This window comes from Arthrobacter burdickii, from assembly GCF_030433645.1.
GTDB lineage: Bacteria > Actinomycetota > Actinomycetes > Actinomycetales > Micrococcaceae > Arthrobacter_D > Arthrobacter_D burdickii.
The window spans coordinates 775,707-790,287 of record NZ_JAROCG010000001.1 but is presented as its reverse complement, the minus strand read 5'-3'; the positions used below and the strand labels follow the sequence as shown (position 1 = coordinate 790,287).

Here is a 14,581-nt window from a genome sequence, read left to right as displayed (position 1 = left end):
CCAGGAGCATGCCCACCATGGCCTCCGTGACCGTCCTGATCCCCACGCTCCTCCGCCCCTACGTCGACGGACGCAGCGAGATCAGCATGAACGTGCCCGACGACGGGAACGTGTCGTCACTGCTGGACGACCTCGGCGCCGGGCGCCCCCTGCTCGACCAGCGCATCCGCGAGGAGACCGGCGCACTGAGGCGCTACGTGAACATCTACATCGACGGCGAGGACGTGCGCCGGATGGACGGGCTGGGAACCCCGGTTCCAACAGGCGCGACCGTCATGATCATCCAGTCGGTCGCGGGCGGCTAGGGCCGGGACGGGGCGTAACACAAAGTTAACCGCGCCCGCGGCGGACCGAAACGTGCCGCTGTCTACCATTGCTCAGCGCGGTGTGCCATCCCGGTTCCGCACCCACCCCCAGTGCGACTCCGGGCTCTGTCCCCTCGGGCACACGAAAGCGCTGTCACGGAAATGGACTTCCCATGGATTCTGGAAACGTCGCTTGGATTCTCGCCAGCGCCGCGCTCGTCTGTCTGATGATCCCGGCACTGGCCCTGTTCTACGGAGGAATGGTGGGCTCCCGCCGCATCCTCAACATGATGATGATGTGCTTCGGCGGCGCGAGCCTCGTCGCTGTGCTGTGGGCGCTCTTCGGGTACTCGATGGCCTTCGGCAACTCGGTAGGCGGCCTCGGACTGATCGGTGATGTCGCCGAGTACGCCGGCCTGGGCCAGCTGCTGGCCGAGGACCCGGATGCATCCATCCCACCCATCCTGTTCGCAGCCTTCCAGCTCTTCTTCGCCTGCGTCACCACGGCGCTGGTTGCCGGCGCTGCAGCGGGCCGCATGAAGTTCGGCGCGTGGATGATCTTCGCCGGTGTCTGGGCGACCCTGGTCTACTTCCCGATCGCCCACTGGGTGTTCGCCTTCAGTTCGGAGGACGGCTCGGTGGTCGGCGGCTGGATCGCGAACAACCTCGGTGCCATCGACTTCGCCGGTGGCCTCGCAGTGCACATGAATGCCGGTGTCGCCGCGCTCGCCCTGTCCCTCGTACTCGGACGCAGCCACGGCTGGCCGAAGGTGGACCACGCCAAGCCGCACAGCCGGCCCCTCGTCCTCGTGGGCGCCGGGCTCCTGTGGGTCGGCTGGTTCGGCTTCAACGCAGGCTCCGCCCTCTCCGCAGGACACGCCGCCTCGGTGGTCTTCCTCAATACCGCCATCGCCGCTTCCGCGGGCCTTCTCGCGTGGGCCCTCGTGGAACGCATCCGCAACGGGGCCGCCACCAGCATGGGAGCCGCCTCGGGCCTGATCTCCGCGCTCGTCGCCATCACCCCCGCCTGTGGGGCCGTCAGCCCCATGGGAGCCCTGGCCATCGGCGCGATCGCCGGAGCCGTCTGCTCACTCGCGATCGAGCTGAAGTTCCGGCTGGGCTTCGACGACTCGCTCGACGTCGTCGGCGTACACCTCATCGGCGGCATCCTGGGAACCCTGCTCATCGGGTTCTTCGCCACCGAGGATGCCCCCAACGGCGTCGCCGGGCTGTTCTACGGCGGCGGCGCCGGCCTGCTGGGCGTCCAGACCGTCGCGACCGTGGCCGTCCTGGTCTACTCCTTCGTGGTCACCTGGGTGATCGCACAGGTCATCCAGCGCACCGTCGGCCTCCGCATCGAACAGGAGGACGAGCTGCGCGGCATCGACATCGCCGCCCACTCCGAGTTCGCCTACCTGACCGACGAGGATCCCGTGGACCTCGGAGCGCCGCGCAAGTAACGTCAGGCCGTGTCCGGGTCGTCGAACGGCCTGGGCACGACGGCGGAGAAGCAGTGCCTTCCGAAGGGGATGCACTGCTTCTCCGTGTTCGTGGTGCTGTTCATTCCGCATCCGTTATATGCGTGCGGCCATCTTCGATCGGCAGTCCGCACCACAGCGCGAGACGGCAGCGACGCTGCGACTCGAGGCGCTCAGGCCACAACGGCAGGCGGCACGCCTGCGTGGCGGGCGGACCGTTCGCCGGGGCGGGGGGACCGTCCGGCGGACTGATGCACCCTAAAGCCGCAGGGCGTTGAGCTGCGCGAGAGTTTCGTCCGGGCCCACGGCGGTAATGCCGTGCACTCGCGCCCAGGACGTGAGCTCCTCGGTGATGGCCTGGGACACTCCAGACCAGCGGGCGTAGGGCAGGACGTAGATGGAGTCGATGTCGGCGTGCGTGGGACCGAGGAGCCGCAGGCCGCCACAACCGACCGGCTGCCCCGTGGCGAGTTCGTAGGCGATGAGGAAGACGGCGATATCGTTCCCGTCGTCTTCCCGCACGGGAAGGGCACTCGGCCCCCGTCCCCGCTCGTTCTCGGCGCGCAGCGCTTCCCGCAGCCCTGTGGCCACGGGATTGGCCCAGGGGACCTGTCGAACCCTCAGCGTCTGCATTGCCGCCTCCTGTGGAAGTGTTGTGCTTCCACGCTACGGAGCGGCGGTTTCGGCCGCGTTTCCGTCCGCGAAACTCCATGTGCACGTCTTCCCACATGCACCGGGGGCCGCCGGGGCTCCTGGCGGGGCAGCCCCTGTCAGCCTCTGGCTTTCCTGAAGAAAGTAGCCTACGATCGCCGGCATGCCCCTGAGATCCGATTGGTCCGACAGCCAGTGCCCCCTTGCCCGGGGGCTCGAGGTCCTGGGCGATCCGTGGAGCCTGCTCGTCCTGCGCGAGGTCTTCTTCGGCAAGGCTCGGTTCGAGGACATCAAGGCCTCCACCGGCATCGCAGACAGCGTCCTCAGCAAGCGGCTCTCCGCCCTCACCGCGCATGACCTGCTCGCCCGAAGGCCGTACGACGACGAATCCGGCAGGACACGCCACGAGTACGTGCTGACGCCGAAGGGCGAAGGCACGCTGCCGGTCCTCAATGCCATGATCCATTTCGCCGAGCAGCACCTCGGCGCACCCTCGGAGTCCGCGCACATGCAGATCATCCACTCTTCCTGCGGACGCAGGACCACCAGCGCGGACAGGTGCGACGCCTGCCACGAGGAACTCACCGCCGACACGACGACGTGGGTGAGCTTCGCCCGCGCGGAGGGACCCGTCCAGCTCGCGGGTTCGCAATGAGCCACGCCACCCGGGGGCGCCGGGGTATCCACCCGGCATGGATCGTGGCCGCCGTGGCCTTCCTGACCCTCGTCGGAGCCGCAGGATTCCGTGCCGCTCCGTCCGTGCTGATGGTCCCCCTCGAGCAGGAGTTCGGGTGGTCCCGCGGCATCCTGTCCCTGGCCGTCAGCATCAACCTCGTCCTCTTCGGGCTCACTGCACCCTTCGCCGCCGCCCTCATGGAGAGGTTCGGCGTCCGCCGGGTCACCTCCTTCGCCCTCCTGGTCATCGGCGCCGGAAGCGCCCTGACCGTCTTCGTCCGGGAACCCTGGCAGATCCTCCTCACGTGGGGCGTCCTGATCGGCATCGGAACCGGAAGCATCGCCCTCGTCTTCGCGGCGACCATCGCCTCCACCTGGTTCGTCCGCCGTCGCGGGCTCGTAGTCGGGATCCTGACCGCGGGCAGTGCGGCCGGGCAACTCGTGTTCCTCCCGGTGATGGCCGTGCTGGTCGAGGCGGCGAACTGGCGGACGGCATCGCTCGTCATCGCGGCGGGCGCACTCGTGGTGATACCCCTCGTGCTCCTCTGGGTGCACGACTCCCCCGCGGACATCGGCGTCCGCCCCTACGGAGCGCCTTCAGGCGCTGAAGGGACGGAGGAACCCGCCGCGCCGCGAGCGGCCGACTCGACCAACGCCGCGGTGCGGGCACTGCGTGCGCTCCGCGCGGCATCCCACCACCGCACGTTCTGGGCGCTGGCCCTCGGCTTCGCCATCTGTGGAGCGACGACGAACGGCCTCATCGGCACACACTTCATCCCGTCCGCTCATGACCACGGCATGCCGACGACGACGGCCGCGGGGCTCCTCGCCGTCGTCGGGATCTTCGACATCGTAGGGACCATCGCCTCCGGCTGGTTGACCGACCGCTACAACCCCAAGGTGCTCCTCGCCGCCTACTACCTCTTCCGCGGCGTCAGCCTCTTCGTGCTGCCCGCGCTGCTGGCCGCGACGGTCCGGCCGCCGATGGTGATCTTCATCGTCATCTACGGGCTGGACTGGGTGGCGACGGTGCCTCCGACGGTCGCCCTCTGCCGGAGTGCGTTCGGCGCCGACGGGCCCCTCGTGTTCGGCTGGGTGTTCGCCGCGCACCAGCTCGGTGCGGCCGCCGCAGCCGTGGGAGCGGGACTCATCCGGGACACGACGGGCGAGTACACGATCGCCTGGTTCGGGGCAGCCGTCCTTTGCGTCGTGGCGGTGCTGCTCACCGTCCTGGTCCGCCGGGACACGGAGGCCGCCCCACGGCGGGACGCGGTCACCAAGGCCCTCGTCCCGGCTGACGACTGACACCAACGACTGACGGACGCCGACGCCCGTCGCCCGCCGCCGTCGTCCCGGCTCTGTCTGGCTCACCGGCAGCCGGTGGGCTGGCCACCGCGGGAGGTCAGGTCCGGAACCGGACCACGGCGCCCGGCGGCAGTTGCGCCGCACGGTCCAGGTCCGCGGAGGCGACGACGGCGATCACCGGATAGCCTCCCGTGACCGGATGGTCGGCCAGGAACAGTATCGGCAGGCCCGACGGTGGTACCTGCAGGGCTCCACGCACCGTCCCTTCGCTCGGCAGTTCTCCCTCGCGCGTCCGCCTCAGGGACGGGCCGTCGAGCCGCAGGCCGATCCGGTTGGACTGCGCCGTGACCGTCCAGTCCGTTCCGCATAGGCGGGCGAGCGCGTCGTCGTCGAACCAGTCGTCCCGGGGACCCGGGACCACCCGCAGGACTTCCGGCCCCCCGGGCGGCCACAGGACTTCCGCGGAACCCACCGCCGACCGCCCCGGCGGCCCCACCGGCAGGCTCATCCCCCTCGCCAATGCGGGAGGACCGAGTCCCGACATCGAATCCGTCGACCGGCTGCCCAGCACCTCCTCTCCGGCGAATCCACCCCGCACGGCCGTGTAGGCACGTAGGCCCGACACCGGAGGGGACTGCCGCAGCACCTCGCCGTCGCGCAGCAGGAAGGGCGTGCAGAGGGACGCCTCGCGCTCACCGCCGTCGGGCAGGGCGATGGCCAGATCCACGTGGGCACCGGTGACCGCGAGGACCTGGTCCTCCACGGCCCGGAGGGCAAGTCCCCCGTTGAGGCTCTCGATGACCGCCGAGCCGGCAGCATTTCCCACGAGCCTGTTCGCCTGTCGGAACGCGGCACGGTCCAGCGCCCCTGCCCCGGCGACGCCGAGTGCCATGCGGCCGGGCCTGCCGAGGTCCTGCAGCGTGCTGTAGAGGCCGGGGTCGACGACGATGAGGCCTCCCTGTCCGTGTGGAGGGGCAGGAGCCACCGCGGCCGGCACCGCGGCCACCTCGACCAGTTCGCGGACCGCAGCGAACCGGACCCGGTTGCCGGGCCGGATGAGGGCAGGTTGCGCGCGGCGGGCGTCCCACAGAACGGCGGCAGTACGGCCGATGAGCTGCCAGCCGCCGGGCGACTCGCGCGGGTACACCGCCGAGAAGGTGCCGGCGAGCGCCACGGATCCTGCCGGAACCGCCGTGCGGGGCGAGTCCCTCCGTGGGACCTCCCGGCGGGGGTCCCCGCCCGTGAGGTAGGCGAACCCGGGGGCGAAACCACCGAAGGCCGCCACCCACGGCGTCGTCGTGTGGGCCGTGATGACAGCGTCCTCGCTCAGGCCCGTCAGCCGGGCCACCTCGGTGAGGTCGGCGCCGACGTACTGCACGTCGATGGTGACGAGCGTGTCGTCCTGCTCGGCGGGCAGGGACGGATCCATCGCACGAAGGCGGTCCGCGAGGGCCCCCACCTGACGGGTTTCCCGCACCGTGACCAGGACCGTGCAGGCCGCCGCCACCACGTCCACCTGGCCCTCGACCGGATGTTCCTGGAGCTGCGCCTGCACGCTCAGCACCTCCGGCAGGCCGGGCAGTTCGATGAGCAGTCCGCAGTCCCCGACGGGCCGCAGGGTCCTGCCGGCCTGCCGCGGGCCGGCCGTGTCAGGCGAAGGCACCGACCGTCACGCCCGCGGACGCGAGTGCACGGCGCACTGCTGCGGCCATCGCGACGGCGCCCGGCGTATCCCCATGGACGCAGATGCTCTCGGCGTTGACGCGGACGCGGGAACCGTCGATCGCCACCACCTCCCGCTCCGCCGCGATGCGCAGCACGTGCTCGACGACGTCGGACTCGTCCCTGAGCACGGCCCCGCGCTCCCGCCGGGAGACGAGCGAGCCATCGGGCAGGTAGGCCCTGTCCGCGAAGGCCTCGACGACGGTGCGGAGCCCGGCCGAGCGCGCCTCCGCCTCGATGACGGAATTCGGCAGCACCAGGAGCGGCAGCGTGTCATCCACCTCGCGGACCGACCGCACCACGGCGCGGGCCTGGCCCTCGTGCACGGCGATCGTGTTGTACAGCGCGCCGTGCGGCTTCACGTACTTCACCGCCGTGCCTGCCGCACGAGCGAGGGCCTGAAGTGCCCCGATCTGGTAGACCACGTCGTCGGTCAGCTGGGAGGGGTCGACGTCCATGAACCGCCGGCCGAAGCCCGCCAGGTCCCGATAGCCGGGGTGCGCACCGACGGTGACTCCGGCCGAAGCGGCCGCCGCACACGTGGCCCGGATCCCGGTCGGGTCTCCGGCGTGGAACCCGCAGGCCACATTGACGCTGGAGACCGACTCGATGATGCGGGCGTCGTCCCCGAAGGTCCAGTTGCCGAACGATTCTCCGACATCGCTGTTCAGATCCATTGCCGCCATGTGGCCTCCGTTCGGGCTTCCCGCCTCGCATTCCCGTCCAGCATGCCCGGTGGACGCCCTTCAGTGTGGACGCCGGCCGGCCGTCAGGGCTCCGACTTGAACCCGGTGAGCTTGTGCGAGCCGTCGCAGTAGGGCTTGAGCACGGACGCGCCGCACCGGCAGAGTGCTACCGTCCGCCGGGTGCGCGGCAGTTCCTTGCCGTCCGCACCGACGAGTTCGAAGTCGCCACGGATGAGGAGCGGGCCGTTAGGACAAGCGACGATGGACACCGGGGTACTGCCGGAGTTGAGCGGGCGCTCCGGTGCCGGCCCGGACAGGTCGGGCGCCCCGCTCACGAAGCCATCGATTCCGAGGCCCGCAGCGAGGAGCGGCCCGCCTCCCAGGCATCCATGATGTGGACGGTCATGAGGGTGTCGACGGCGAGTCCGGCGGCCGCTCCGAACAGGACGTCCTGCAGCAGTCGCGGATCGGATTCGACGAGTCCGCCGGCCATGTCCCGCCCGGCGATCTGCTCATGGACGGCATCGGCCTCGACGTGTTCGTCGAAGTACTCGAGCGCGTCCTCGCCGTACCCGAGGCGCTTGAAGCCGCGCGAGTACAGGCGGTTCGGCTGCGATGACGTCATCTCGTAGGCGGCCAGATGTCCGACGATCGCCCCTCGAAGCCGGCGGTTGAGGCCGAACAGTGACATGAGGTTGTTCACCGCCAGGGTGATGGCGGGAGTGGCATCGAGATAGGCGCCATACGCGTCGTCCATGCCGAGCTCACGCATGGTGCGGGCGAAGAGTGCGGAGTGCATCCGCGCGGGCAGGCCGTTCCCGTACTCGTCGGCCTGGATCTCCACGAGGGCTGCCTTGGATCGGCCGGCCAGGCGCGGGATCGCCCACGTGTGCGGGTCGGCTTCCTTGAGCTGGTAGATGGACTTGTGCACGAGGAACTCGTGGAGCTGCTCGTTCGTCGCGGACTTCGCCACGTAACGGGACATGCTCGGGCCGGAATCCTCGCCGGTCATCCGGAACAGCTCGGCGCACACTGCTTCGCTCGTCGCCTCCGGCAGGTCCCCGAGGACGACTTCGTCCCGGACCCTGCGCTCGAACGCCGCCTCGAGCTGCTGCCGCACGCGAAGGAGGTCGGGATTCCATTCCCAGTCGTCGCCCGCGCCGTCGATTCCGCTGTAGTGCAGCTCGTACAGGCAGAAGAGCGCGAGCTGGAGGTCGTCGTCGTGCAGGATGTCCGCCGTCTCGGAGAGCGCGGCCTCGACGAGCGCGCCGAGCCGCTCGAGCGCGTCCTGCTGCGACTCGGTTGTTCCGGCAATGATGGTCAGGACTAGGGCGCTGACTTCTCCGCGCGGGGAGGGCTGCTTCATCAAGGACCTCTCTGTCGACAGGGCTACCCCATGGAGCCGGGGCGTCAATGCTAAGCGTACTTCGCTTTCGTGCGTCGTGGTGCCCGCCGCCGGGACTGCCGCGCACGACGACGCCGGACCGATGAACACCCGAAGGTGCCCACGATCCGGCGTCGTCGTGCGGTACTCGATGTGCCGTACTCCACGTGCGGATTCAAGGTGCCGCACACCGGACTCCCGCCCACGGGGCGGATGTCCGGGTCAGGCGCGGCGCGTGGCGGAGCGGTCGCGGCGACCGAGCGCGAGGGCCAGGCCGATCATGCCGACAGCCAGCAGGAAGTGCAGCCAGTCGTCCGCGGTGTTCACCGGGACGAAATTGGCCGACGACTCCTGGCCGATCACGAGTCCGTAGAGCCACAGGATGGCGTAGATGATTCCGCCACCGAGGAGGTACGAGCGCGCCCCCGACTCCGTCCTCGACATGGCCACGCCGGCGATGCCGAACAGCAGGTGGACGATGTTGTGGAGGATCGAGACCTGGAAGATCCCGAGCAGCATCGCCTCCGACTGGTGTCCGGCGAACATCATCGTGTTGTAGTTCGAGGTGATTCCGGGAATGAACCCCAGGATGCCGACCAGCAGGAAGACGATGCCCACTGCTTGGGCAGCGCGCTGCAGGGTGGTGCGGCCACTCTCCACCGTGCGGTTATTCGTATTTGTCATGACAGTCTCCTTCTCCTCGGTTGTGCGATGGGTTATTCGCGGTTCAGCTTGTCCTGCACGGTGCCGGCCATCTTCTCGACGGTGTTCGGGATCTCCGTGGTGCCATAGAAACGGGAGTCCGGGTGGGTGGCCGGCGGCATGGGCGCACTCGTGGTGGGGCCCTCGTGGTAGGTGAACTCACCCTTCCCGTCCGGACTCGGTCCGGAGGCCCAGCGACCCTCGGCCGCTGCCTTGCCGTCCGAGAAGTTGAGGTACTGGTAGGAGACCTCCCGGGCTTCCTTCTTGATCGGGAAGTTGCTCGGCACGGGCATCTCCTCGAGCTTCGATTCCTGCAGCTCCCTGGCGGCCGCCACCCACTGGTTCTGGTGCATGGTGTCCCGTGCCAGGAGGAAGGACAGCATGTCCCGAACGCCGTGGTCATCCGTCATGTGGTAGAGGCGGGCCACCTGCAGCCGGCCCTGCATCTCCGCGTTCGCATTCGCGGTGAAGTCCGCGAGCAGGTTGCCGCTCGCTGTCACGTAGCTGCCCTGCCAGGGGTTGCCCATACTGTCCACGGGTCGGGCACCGGCTCCGGCCACGATGGCGTGCTGGAGGTCGGTGCCACCGACTACTGCGGCGATGGCGGGATCGGACTGTACGGCATCCTCGGTGATGCCGAGCGGCGCTTTCTCGAGGAGCTGCGCGATCATCGTCGCCAGCATCTCGACATGCCCCATCTCCTCGGCGCCGATCCCGAAGAGCAGGTCACGGTATTTGCCAGGGATATGGGCGTTCCAGGCCTGGAAGCTGTACTGCAGTGCCACGGTGATCTCGCCGTACTGGCCGCCGAGGACTTCCTGCAGCTTGCGCGCGTAGACCGCGTCGGGCTTGTCCGGGCTGGCCTTGTACTGCAGCTCTTGCTTGTGGAAAAACACGGTTGCTACCTCCCACGTAGGGTCCTCGCCGACTTGGACCCGCTCCTTCTGGAAGCGGTTGCGAAGGTCCTCTTGATTCGACGCTAAGCGCGCCACTAGGATTTTTGGAAGATACTAAGTCTACTTATTTAGATGTTGCGGGATCTTGCGAAAGAGCTTGCAAAAGTTAAGGTAAGCATGCTTAGCTTCAGTGATAAGTCCAGCACGAGATGCCGGACCATCGCATCGAGAACACGATGGAGCGTCCGCGTTAACGGCAATATCAACGTTAGGAAGAACCATGACTACGCAGAATTGGCCGCAGGATCCCCTGGTTCCCTCCACCACAGGCAGCGAATCGTCCACTTCGGACCTTGGCGCCCACGAGCTCGGCACCACCGGATCAGCCGGCGGTAGCTCCGGATCGAAGACTTCCGCTGCCAAGCACCAGGCCCAGCAGGTGGGCCAGGAAGGCAAGGAAGCAGCCAAGAACGTAGCCGGCACCGCCGCCTCCGAGGCGAAGAGCGTCGCTGCAGAGGCCGGCTCGCAGGCCAAGAACCTGTTGGGCACGGTGACCTCCGAGGTCAAGAACCAGGCCGGCACGCAGCAGCAGAAGATCACCCAGGGCATCCGCAGCATCTCCGATGAGCTGAAGTCCATCGCCGAGAAGTCGGACAACCACGTGGTATCCAGCGTCGTCCAGCAGGCCTCTCAGCGCACCGACTCGGCAGCGAGCTGGCTCGAGGGCCGCGACGCCGCCGACATCCTTGAGGACGTCAAGGCCTTCGCACGCCGCAAGCCCGGAGCATTCCTCGCCATCGCGGCCGGATCGGGACTCGTCGTCGGCCGCCTGACCCGCGGGTTCACCGGCAACCGGGAGTCCGGGACCACCTCCGGTTCCGCCCGGAACTTCGCATCGACCGACACCGCCACGACCGGAACCTACCCCGGTTACACGGAGACGGGAACCGATCTCTACACCGGCACCCCCGCTACTGCCGGCTTCGGTGAGGCGACCCACGGCCAGCACGTCGCAGGTTCCAACCCCGCGTTCGTCGACCCCACGGACGACTACCCCACCATCCCGCCGGGAACCCCTCCCGTGGGCACCCTGCCGAATGACGGGAGCCTGCGCTGATGGCTGAGGCATACACCGGCGGCGCCCACCAGGCCGCCGCACCCCTGCCGACGGAGGCCGAGCAGCGCTCCGCCAACGCCTCGGTGGGCGAACTCCTCGGGGAGGTGACGAAGGACCTCTCCAAGCTCATGCGCCAGGAAGTGGCTCTGGCGAAAGCCGAAGCCACGGAATCGGCGAAGAAGGCCGGAAAAGGTGCCGGCATGTACGCCGGCGCAGCGGTCGGAGGTCACTTCGTCCTCCTGTTCCTGTCCCTTGCCCTGATGTGGGGCCTCGGCGCACTCATGCCCCTCGGCTGGGCCGCCGTCATCGTCGCCGTCATCTGGGGCATCATCGCCGCGGTGCTGGCATCCAGGGGCAAGAAGGAAATGCAGCAGGTCAAGGGTCTCCCCCAGACAGCGGAGACCGTCAAAGAGATCCCGCCGACACTGAAACCAGGTGAGCAGACACGATGAGCCAGACACCAGAAGAGATCCGCGCAGATATCGAACGCACCCGCGAGGAACTGGGCACCAACGTCGACGCCGTGGCAGACAAGGTGAATCCCGCAAATATCGCGCACCGCCAGACCGAGAAGGTCAAGACCAGCTTCAGCAACGTGAAGGAGACCGTCATGGGCAAGGCCGAGGACGTCAAGGACTCCGTTATGGGCAAGGCGGAAGATGTCAAGGACTCCGTGACCGGCAGGGCTGGCGACGTCAAGGACAGCGTCAGGAGCACGGCCGGCAGCGGGAAGGGTACCGCCCAGTCGGCCGCCGGCACCGCCAAGGACAAGGCCGCCCACGCGGGACACGCCGTCCAGAATGCTCCGCACCAGCTCACCAGCAAGGCTGCAGGTAACCCGCTCGCAGCCGGCCTGATCGCCTTCGGCGCCGGCCTGCTCGTTGCGTCCCTCATTCCGGCCAGCCAGAAGGAGCAGGAGGCGGCATCCCAGCTCAAGGAGCAGGCGGCGCCCCTGAAGGAGAAGGTCACAGAGGCCGCCAAGCAGATCGTGGAGGACGTGAAGGAGCCGGTGCAGGACGCCGTCCAGTCCGTGAAGGAGTCGGCCACCGATTCGGTGCAGACCGTGAAGGACGAGGGTCAGCAGGCCGCCGGCCACGTCAAGGGCCGCGCCCAGGACGCCACGTCGAACGTCAAGCAGAGCTGACCTACGAGGTACAGACGACGGAAGCCACCGGGATTCGTTCCGGTGGCTTCCGTCGTTAGCGGTTCCGCCAGTTCCCGGTTCCGCCAGTTCCCGCGTCCGTCAGGGCGAGCGGCGAGGCGTCACCTATCAGGTGAGGAGCGCCTCCGCTTCCGACCGGCTGATGACCGCCTGCCGGTACTCCACGGACAGGATCTCGAGCATCGCAGCCGCGTACTGCGCGTTGGTGCTGCCGATGGCGTCGAGTACGTAGCTGACACGGAAGTCGTGCGCGAAAGCATCGGCGCCCGTGTGCGCCACGCAGTTGTGGGTGGAGACGCCGGCGAGGACGAGCCGCTCCACGCCGTAGCCCCGGAGGCGCTCCGCGAGGTCCGTGCCGAAGAAGGCACTGTCGCGGGTCTTCGTCACGGTCTCGAGCCCTCCGACGCGGAGGCCCTCGACGGCGTCCGCCTGGTGCGTCCCCCGGAAGATGAACCCCTGGTCGTCATCGAGCATGGAGACCGTCCACGTCGAGCGGTCCGGGAGGTGTTCGGTGCGGGCCACCAGCACCGGCGCCCTCCCTCGCTGTGCGGCGTCGATCAGGGCGTTGCAGGCGCCCACCAGGGCTTCCTGGGCGCCGGCGAGGACCTCGTCCTCGAAGAAGGCGTTCTGCATGTCGATGATGAGCAGCGCCACCCTGCCCCTCTCCGACCCGGCTGAAGCGTCAGAGCGCGGCATCCGGCTCCCGGGGGGCATCCCTGACAAGCTCCTCGCGGGCCGCGGCGTCCGCTTCGAAGGGCACGATGTCCAGCATGGACGGGTAAAGGCCGATCAGGGCGGCATCGTGGCCCCCTGCGAGCCCTGGCAGGACGACAAGGTCCGCTGGCTGGGCCAGGGCGTCCGGCAACGCCTCCGCCAGGCGTCGCACGTCGTTCTCGGTCATGGTCGCCGCTTGGGCGATCTGGGCGATGGTATGTCCGTCGGCGAGGGCCAGCCGGATGGCCGCGCCGCACACCATCGCGAGCCGGTCACGCTCGAATTCGGCGTTCTCGAGATCCGCGGCGGCGATCATGACCTGATTGATATGAGGGGGACGTGCGGCTGCCATGGGGCGCCTTCCGGTGACGTGAGCGACGCGCGACACATGCCCAAGCGGGCATATCGCGTCATCCAGCAGGATGTTCGGCCGGTGGCTGGACCTTCCGGCCATTGTACGGAAGCTCTCGAGGCCGGCAAAGCCGCCCTGTGCGGGCGCTCGTCCGGTGCTTGGAAACGCGGGATTACGGCTGTGGATTTCAAGAGAAACGCTAAGCCTGCTTCCAATTAACTACTAAGTGTGCTTACTCTAGAGGCCGGTGGTTCGCCAGGGACTCCGGTCCCGGCGGAACCTACAGCCGAGAATTCCATACCCCTCGCAGTGAGATTACTCAGAAGGAGAAGGAAATGATTACCCAGGAACACATCGATACCCTGCTCGGCAACGGCGGCAATGTCCTCGGTTCTGACGGAGAGAAGATCGGCTCCATCGGCCAGGTCTACCTCGACGATCAGACCGGTGAGCCCAGCTGGGTCACGGCGAAGACGGGCCTGTTCGGCACGTCCGAGTCCTTCATTCCCCTTCAGGGCGCTGACGTCGCAGGCCATGACGTCCGCGTGCCCTACACCAAGCACCAGGTGAAGGATGCCCCCCGGATCGAGACCGACGGCAACCTGAGCCCGGAGGAAGAGGATCGCCTCTACCGCCACTACGAAATCGGCGGCGGCACCGACACCAACACGGGCACCAACACGGGCACCAACACGGGCACCAACACGGGCACCTACTCCGACACGACGACGACCGGCACCACGGGCACTACCGGCTTCGCCGGACAGGGTGACCGCGATGTCGACATCGACACCACCTCCGGCCGCCACTCAGGCCTGACGGACACCGACACGGCCACGACCGGCACCACCGGGCGCGGCGCCGTCGGCCACGACACGTCCGGCCCGACCACCGACGAAGCAATGACGCGCTCCGAAGAGCAGCTGCACGTCGGAACGGAACGCCGTGAAGTCGGCCGCGCCCGCCTGCGCAAGTACGTGGTCACCGAGAACGTCACCCAGACCGTTCCCGTCAGCCACGAGGAAGTCCGCATCGAGCGCGAGCCCATCACGGAGGCCAACCGCGGCGAGGCCTACGCCGGCCCGGACATCAGCGAGGAAGAGCACGAAGTGACCCTCCACGCCGAGCGCCCCGTCGTCGAGAAGGAAACTGTCCCGGTCGAGCGCGTACGCCTCGACAAGGAGACCGTGACCACGAACGAGACGGTCAACGGTGAGGTCCGCAAGGAAGAGATCGAGGTCGACGGCGCAGATGACACCCGCCGAGGCAACGACCTCGGGGACGACACCCGCCGAGGCAACAACCTCTAAGCACAATGTGAACGATGAAGGGCCCGGGGCATGGCTCCGGGCCCTTCGTCGTCCTCGGTCGGCCGGCACCCGCTCCGGCCCCGCCGTCGCGCCCAGGAAATGGCAGAGAATGCCATCGCCCC

The 14,581-nt window shown here is 68.2% G+C and carries 17 protein-coding genes; 8 read left to right on the top strand and 9 right to left on the bottom strand.

Going from position 1 to position 14,581, the window contains the following annotated elements; all coding sequences use genetic code 11:
• The first annotated feature begins 8 nt into the window (after positions 1 to 8).
• Together P5G52_RS03630 and P5G52_RS03625 are read left to right on the top strand one after the other, a co-directional pair.
• Positions 9 to 305 carry a MoaD/ThiS family protein gene (locus tag P5G52_RS03630; protein WP_363321860.1) on the top strand — a complete coding sequence of 99 codons (297 nt, stop codon included), beginning with the start codon at positions 9 to 11 and terminating at the stop codon, positions 303 to 305.
• Positions 306 to 478: 173 nt separating this feature from the next.
• Positions 479 to 1,765 (top strand): ammonium transporter, encoded by a 1,287-nt coding sequence (locus tag P5G52_RS03625; protein WP_301224757.1) that lies wholly within the window; start codon positions 479 to 481, stop codon positions 1,763 to 1,765.
• 276 nt (positions 1,766 to 2,041) lie between these two features.
• Here the strand turns inward: P5G52_RS03625 and P5G52_RS03620 are convergent, their stop codons facing one another.
• Complete coding sequence (locus P5G52_RS03620) at positions 2,042 to 2,416, bottom strand: GNAT family N-acetyltransferase (RefSeq protein WP_301224755.1); 375 nt, start codon at positions 2,414 to 2,416, stop codon at positions 2,042 to 2,044.
• Positions 2,417 to 2,597: 181 nt separating this feature from the next.
• On the opposite strand from P5G52_RS03620, the gene P5G52_RS03615 reads away from it, so the two are divergent.
• Complete coding sequence (locus tag P5G52_RS03615) at positions 2,598 to 3,089, top strand: winged helix-turn-helix transcriptional regulator (protein ID WP_301224753.1); 492 nt, start codon at positions 2,598 to 2,600, stop codon at positions 3,087 to 3,089.
• Positions 3,086 to 4,414 carry an MFS transporter gene (locus P5G52_RS03610; protein ID WP_301224751.1) on the top strand — a complete coding sequence of 443 codons (1,329 nt, stop codon included), beginning with the start codon at positions 3,086 to 3,088 and terminating at the stop codon, positions 4,412 to 4,414. The genes P5G52_RS03615 and P5G52_RS03610 overlap by 4 nt, the downstream gene beginning before the upstream one ends.
• Before the next feature lie 97 nt (positions 4,415 to 4,511).
• On the opposite strand, the gene P5G52_RS03605 is transcribed toward P5G52_RS03610, so the two are convergent.
• From P5G52_RS03605 to P5G52_RS03580, 6 genes are all read right to left on the bottom strand, one after another.
• The gene (locus P5G52_RS03605) at positions 4,512 to 6,077 is read right to left on the bottom strand and encodes a 5-oxoprolinase subunit B/C family protein (protein WP_301224749.1); all 1,566 of its coding nucleotides are present in this window, start codon (positions 6,075 to 6,077) and stop codon (positions 4,512 to 4,514) included.
• Positions 6,064 to 6,822: a LamB/YcsF family protein gene (locus P5G52_RS03600; RefSeq protein ID WP_301224747.1), complete on the bottom strand. Its 759-nt coding sequence runs from the start codon at positions 6,820 to 6,822 to the stop codon at positions 6,064 to 6,066. The genes P5G52_RS03605 and P5G52_RS03600 overlap by 14 nt, the downstream gene beginning before the upstream one ends.
• A gap of 83 nt (positions 6,823 to 6,905) precedes the next feature.
• The gene (locus P5G52_RS03595; RefSeq protein WP_435868637.1) at positions 6,906 to 7,157 is read right to left on the bottom strand and encodes a CDGSH iron-sulfur domain-containing protein; all 252 of its coding nucleotides are present in this window, start codon (positions 7,155 to 7,157) and stop codon (positions 6,906 to 6,908) included.
• A complete protein-coding gene (locus P5G52_RS03590) occupies positions 7,154 to 8,188 on the bottom strand; it encodes an iron-containing redox enzyme family protein (protein WP_301224745.1) in 1,035 nt (344 codons plus the stop codon). Before P5G52_RS03590 ends, P5G52_RS03595 begins: the two co-directional genes overlap by 4 nt.
• 240 nt (positions 8,189 to 8,428) lie before the next feature.
• Positions 8,429 to 8,890: a DUF4383 domain-containing protein gene (locus P5G52_RS03585; protein ID WP_301224743.1), complete on the bottom strand. Its 462-nt coding sequence runs from the start codon at positions 8,888 to 8,890 to the stop codon at positions 8,429 to 8,431.
• A gap of 32 nt (positions 8,891 to 8,922) precedes the next feature.
• Positions 8,923 to 9,804: a manganese catalase gene (locus P5G52_RS03580; RefSeq protein WP_301224741.1), complete on the bottom strand. Its 882-nt coding sequence runs from the start codon at positions 9,802 to 9,804 to the stop codon at positions 8,923 to 8,925.
• Between the two features lie 280 nt (positions 9,805 to 10,084).
• Here P5G52_RS03580 and P5G52_RS03575 point away from each other — a divergent pair, with 280 nt between their 5' ends.
• From P5G52_RS03575 to P5G52_RS03565, 3 genes are read left to right on the top strand one after another with little or no spacing between them, the layout of a single operon-like run.
• Entirely contained in the window at positions 10,085 to 10,921 is an 837-nt protein-coding gene (locus P5G52_RS03575; RefSeq protein ID WP_301224739.1) for a hypothetical protein, read from the top strand.
• Positions 10,921 to 11,373, top strand: coding sequence for a phage holin family protein (locus P5G52_RS03570; RefSeq protein ID WP_301224737.1), 453 nt, complete (start codon positions 10,921 to 10,923; stop codon positions 11,371 to 11,373). The genes P5G52_RS03575 and P5G52_RS03570 overlap by 1 nt, the downstream gene beginning before the upstream one ends.
• On the top strand, positions 11,370 to 12,065 hold the full coding sequence (locus P5G52_RS03565) for a DUF3618 domain-containing protein (RefSeq protein ID WP_301224735.1): 696 nt from the start codon (positions 11,370 to 11,372) through the stop codon (positions 12,063 to 12,065). The genes P5G52_RS03570 and P5G52_RS03565 overlap by 4 nt, the downstream gene beginning before the upstream one ends.
• A gap of 126 nt (positions 12,066 to 12,191) precedes the next feature.
• On the opposite strand, the gene P5G52_RS03560 is transcribed toward P5G52_RS03565, so the two are convergent.
• Both P5G52_RS03560 and P5G52_RS03555 read right to left on the bottom strand, forming a co-directional pair.
• Positions 12,192 to 12,779, bottom strand: a complete 588-nt coding sequence (locus tag P5G52_RS03560) for a cysteine hydrolase family protein (protein WP_301224733.1) — start codon at positions 12,777 to 12,779, stop codon at positions 12,192 to 12,194.
• On the bottom strand, positions 12,766 to 13,149 hold the full coding sequence (locus P5G52_RS03555) for a hypothetical protein (protein WP_301224732.1): 384 nt from the start codon (positions 13,147 to 13,149) through the stop codon (positions 12,766 to 12,768). The genes P5G52_RS03560 and P5G52_RS03555 overlap by 14 nt, the downstream gene beginning before the upstream one ends.
• Positions 13,150 to 13,484: 335 nt before the next feature.
• Here P5G52_RS03555 and P5G52_RS03550 point away from each other — a divergent pair, with 335 nt between their 5' ends.
• Entirely contained in the window at positions 13,485 to 14,459 is a 975-nt protein-coding gene (locus tag P5G52_RS03550; protein ID WP_301224731.1) for a DUF2382 domain-containing protein, read from the top strand.
• Positions 14,460 to 14,581 lie beyond the last annotated feature (122 nt).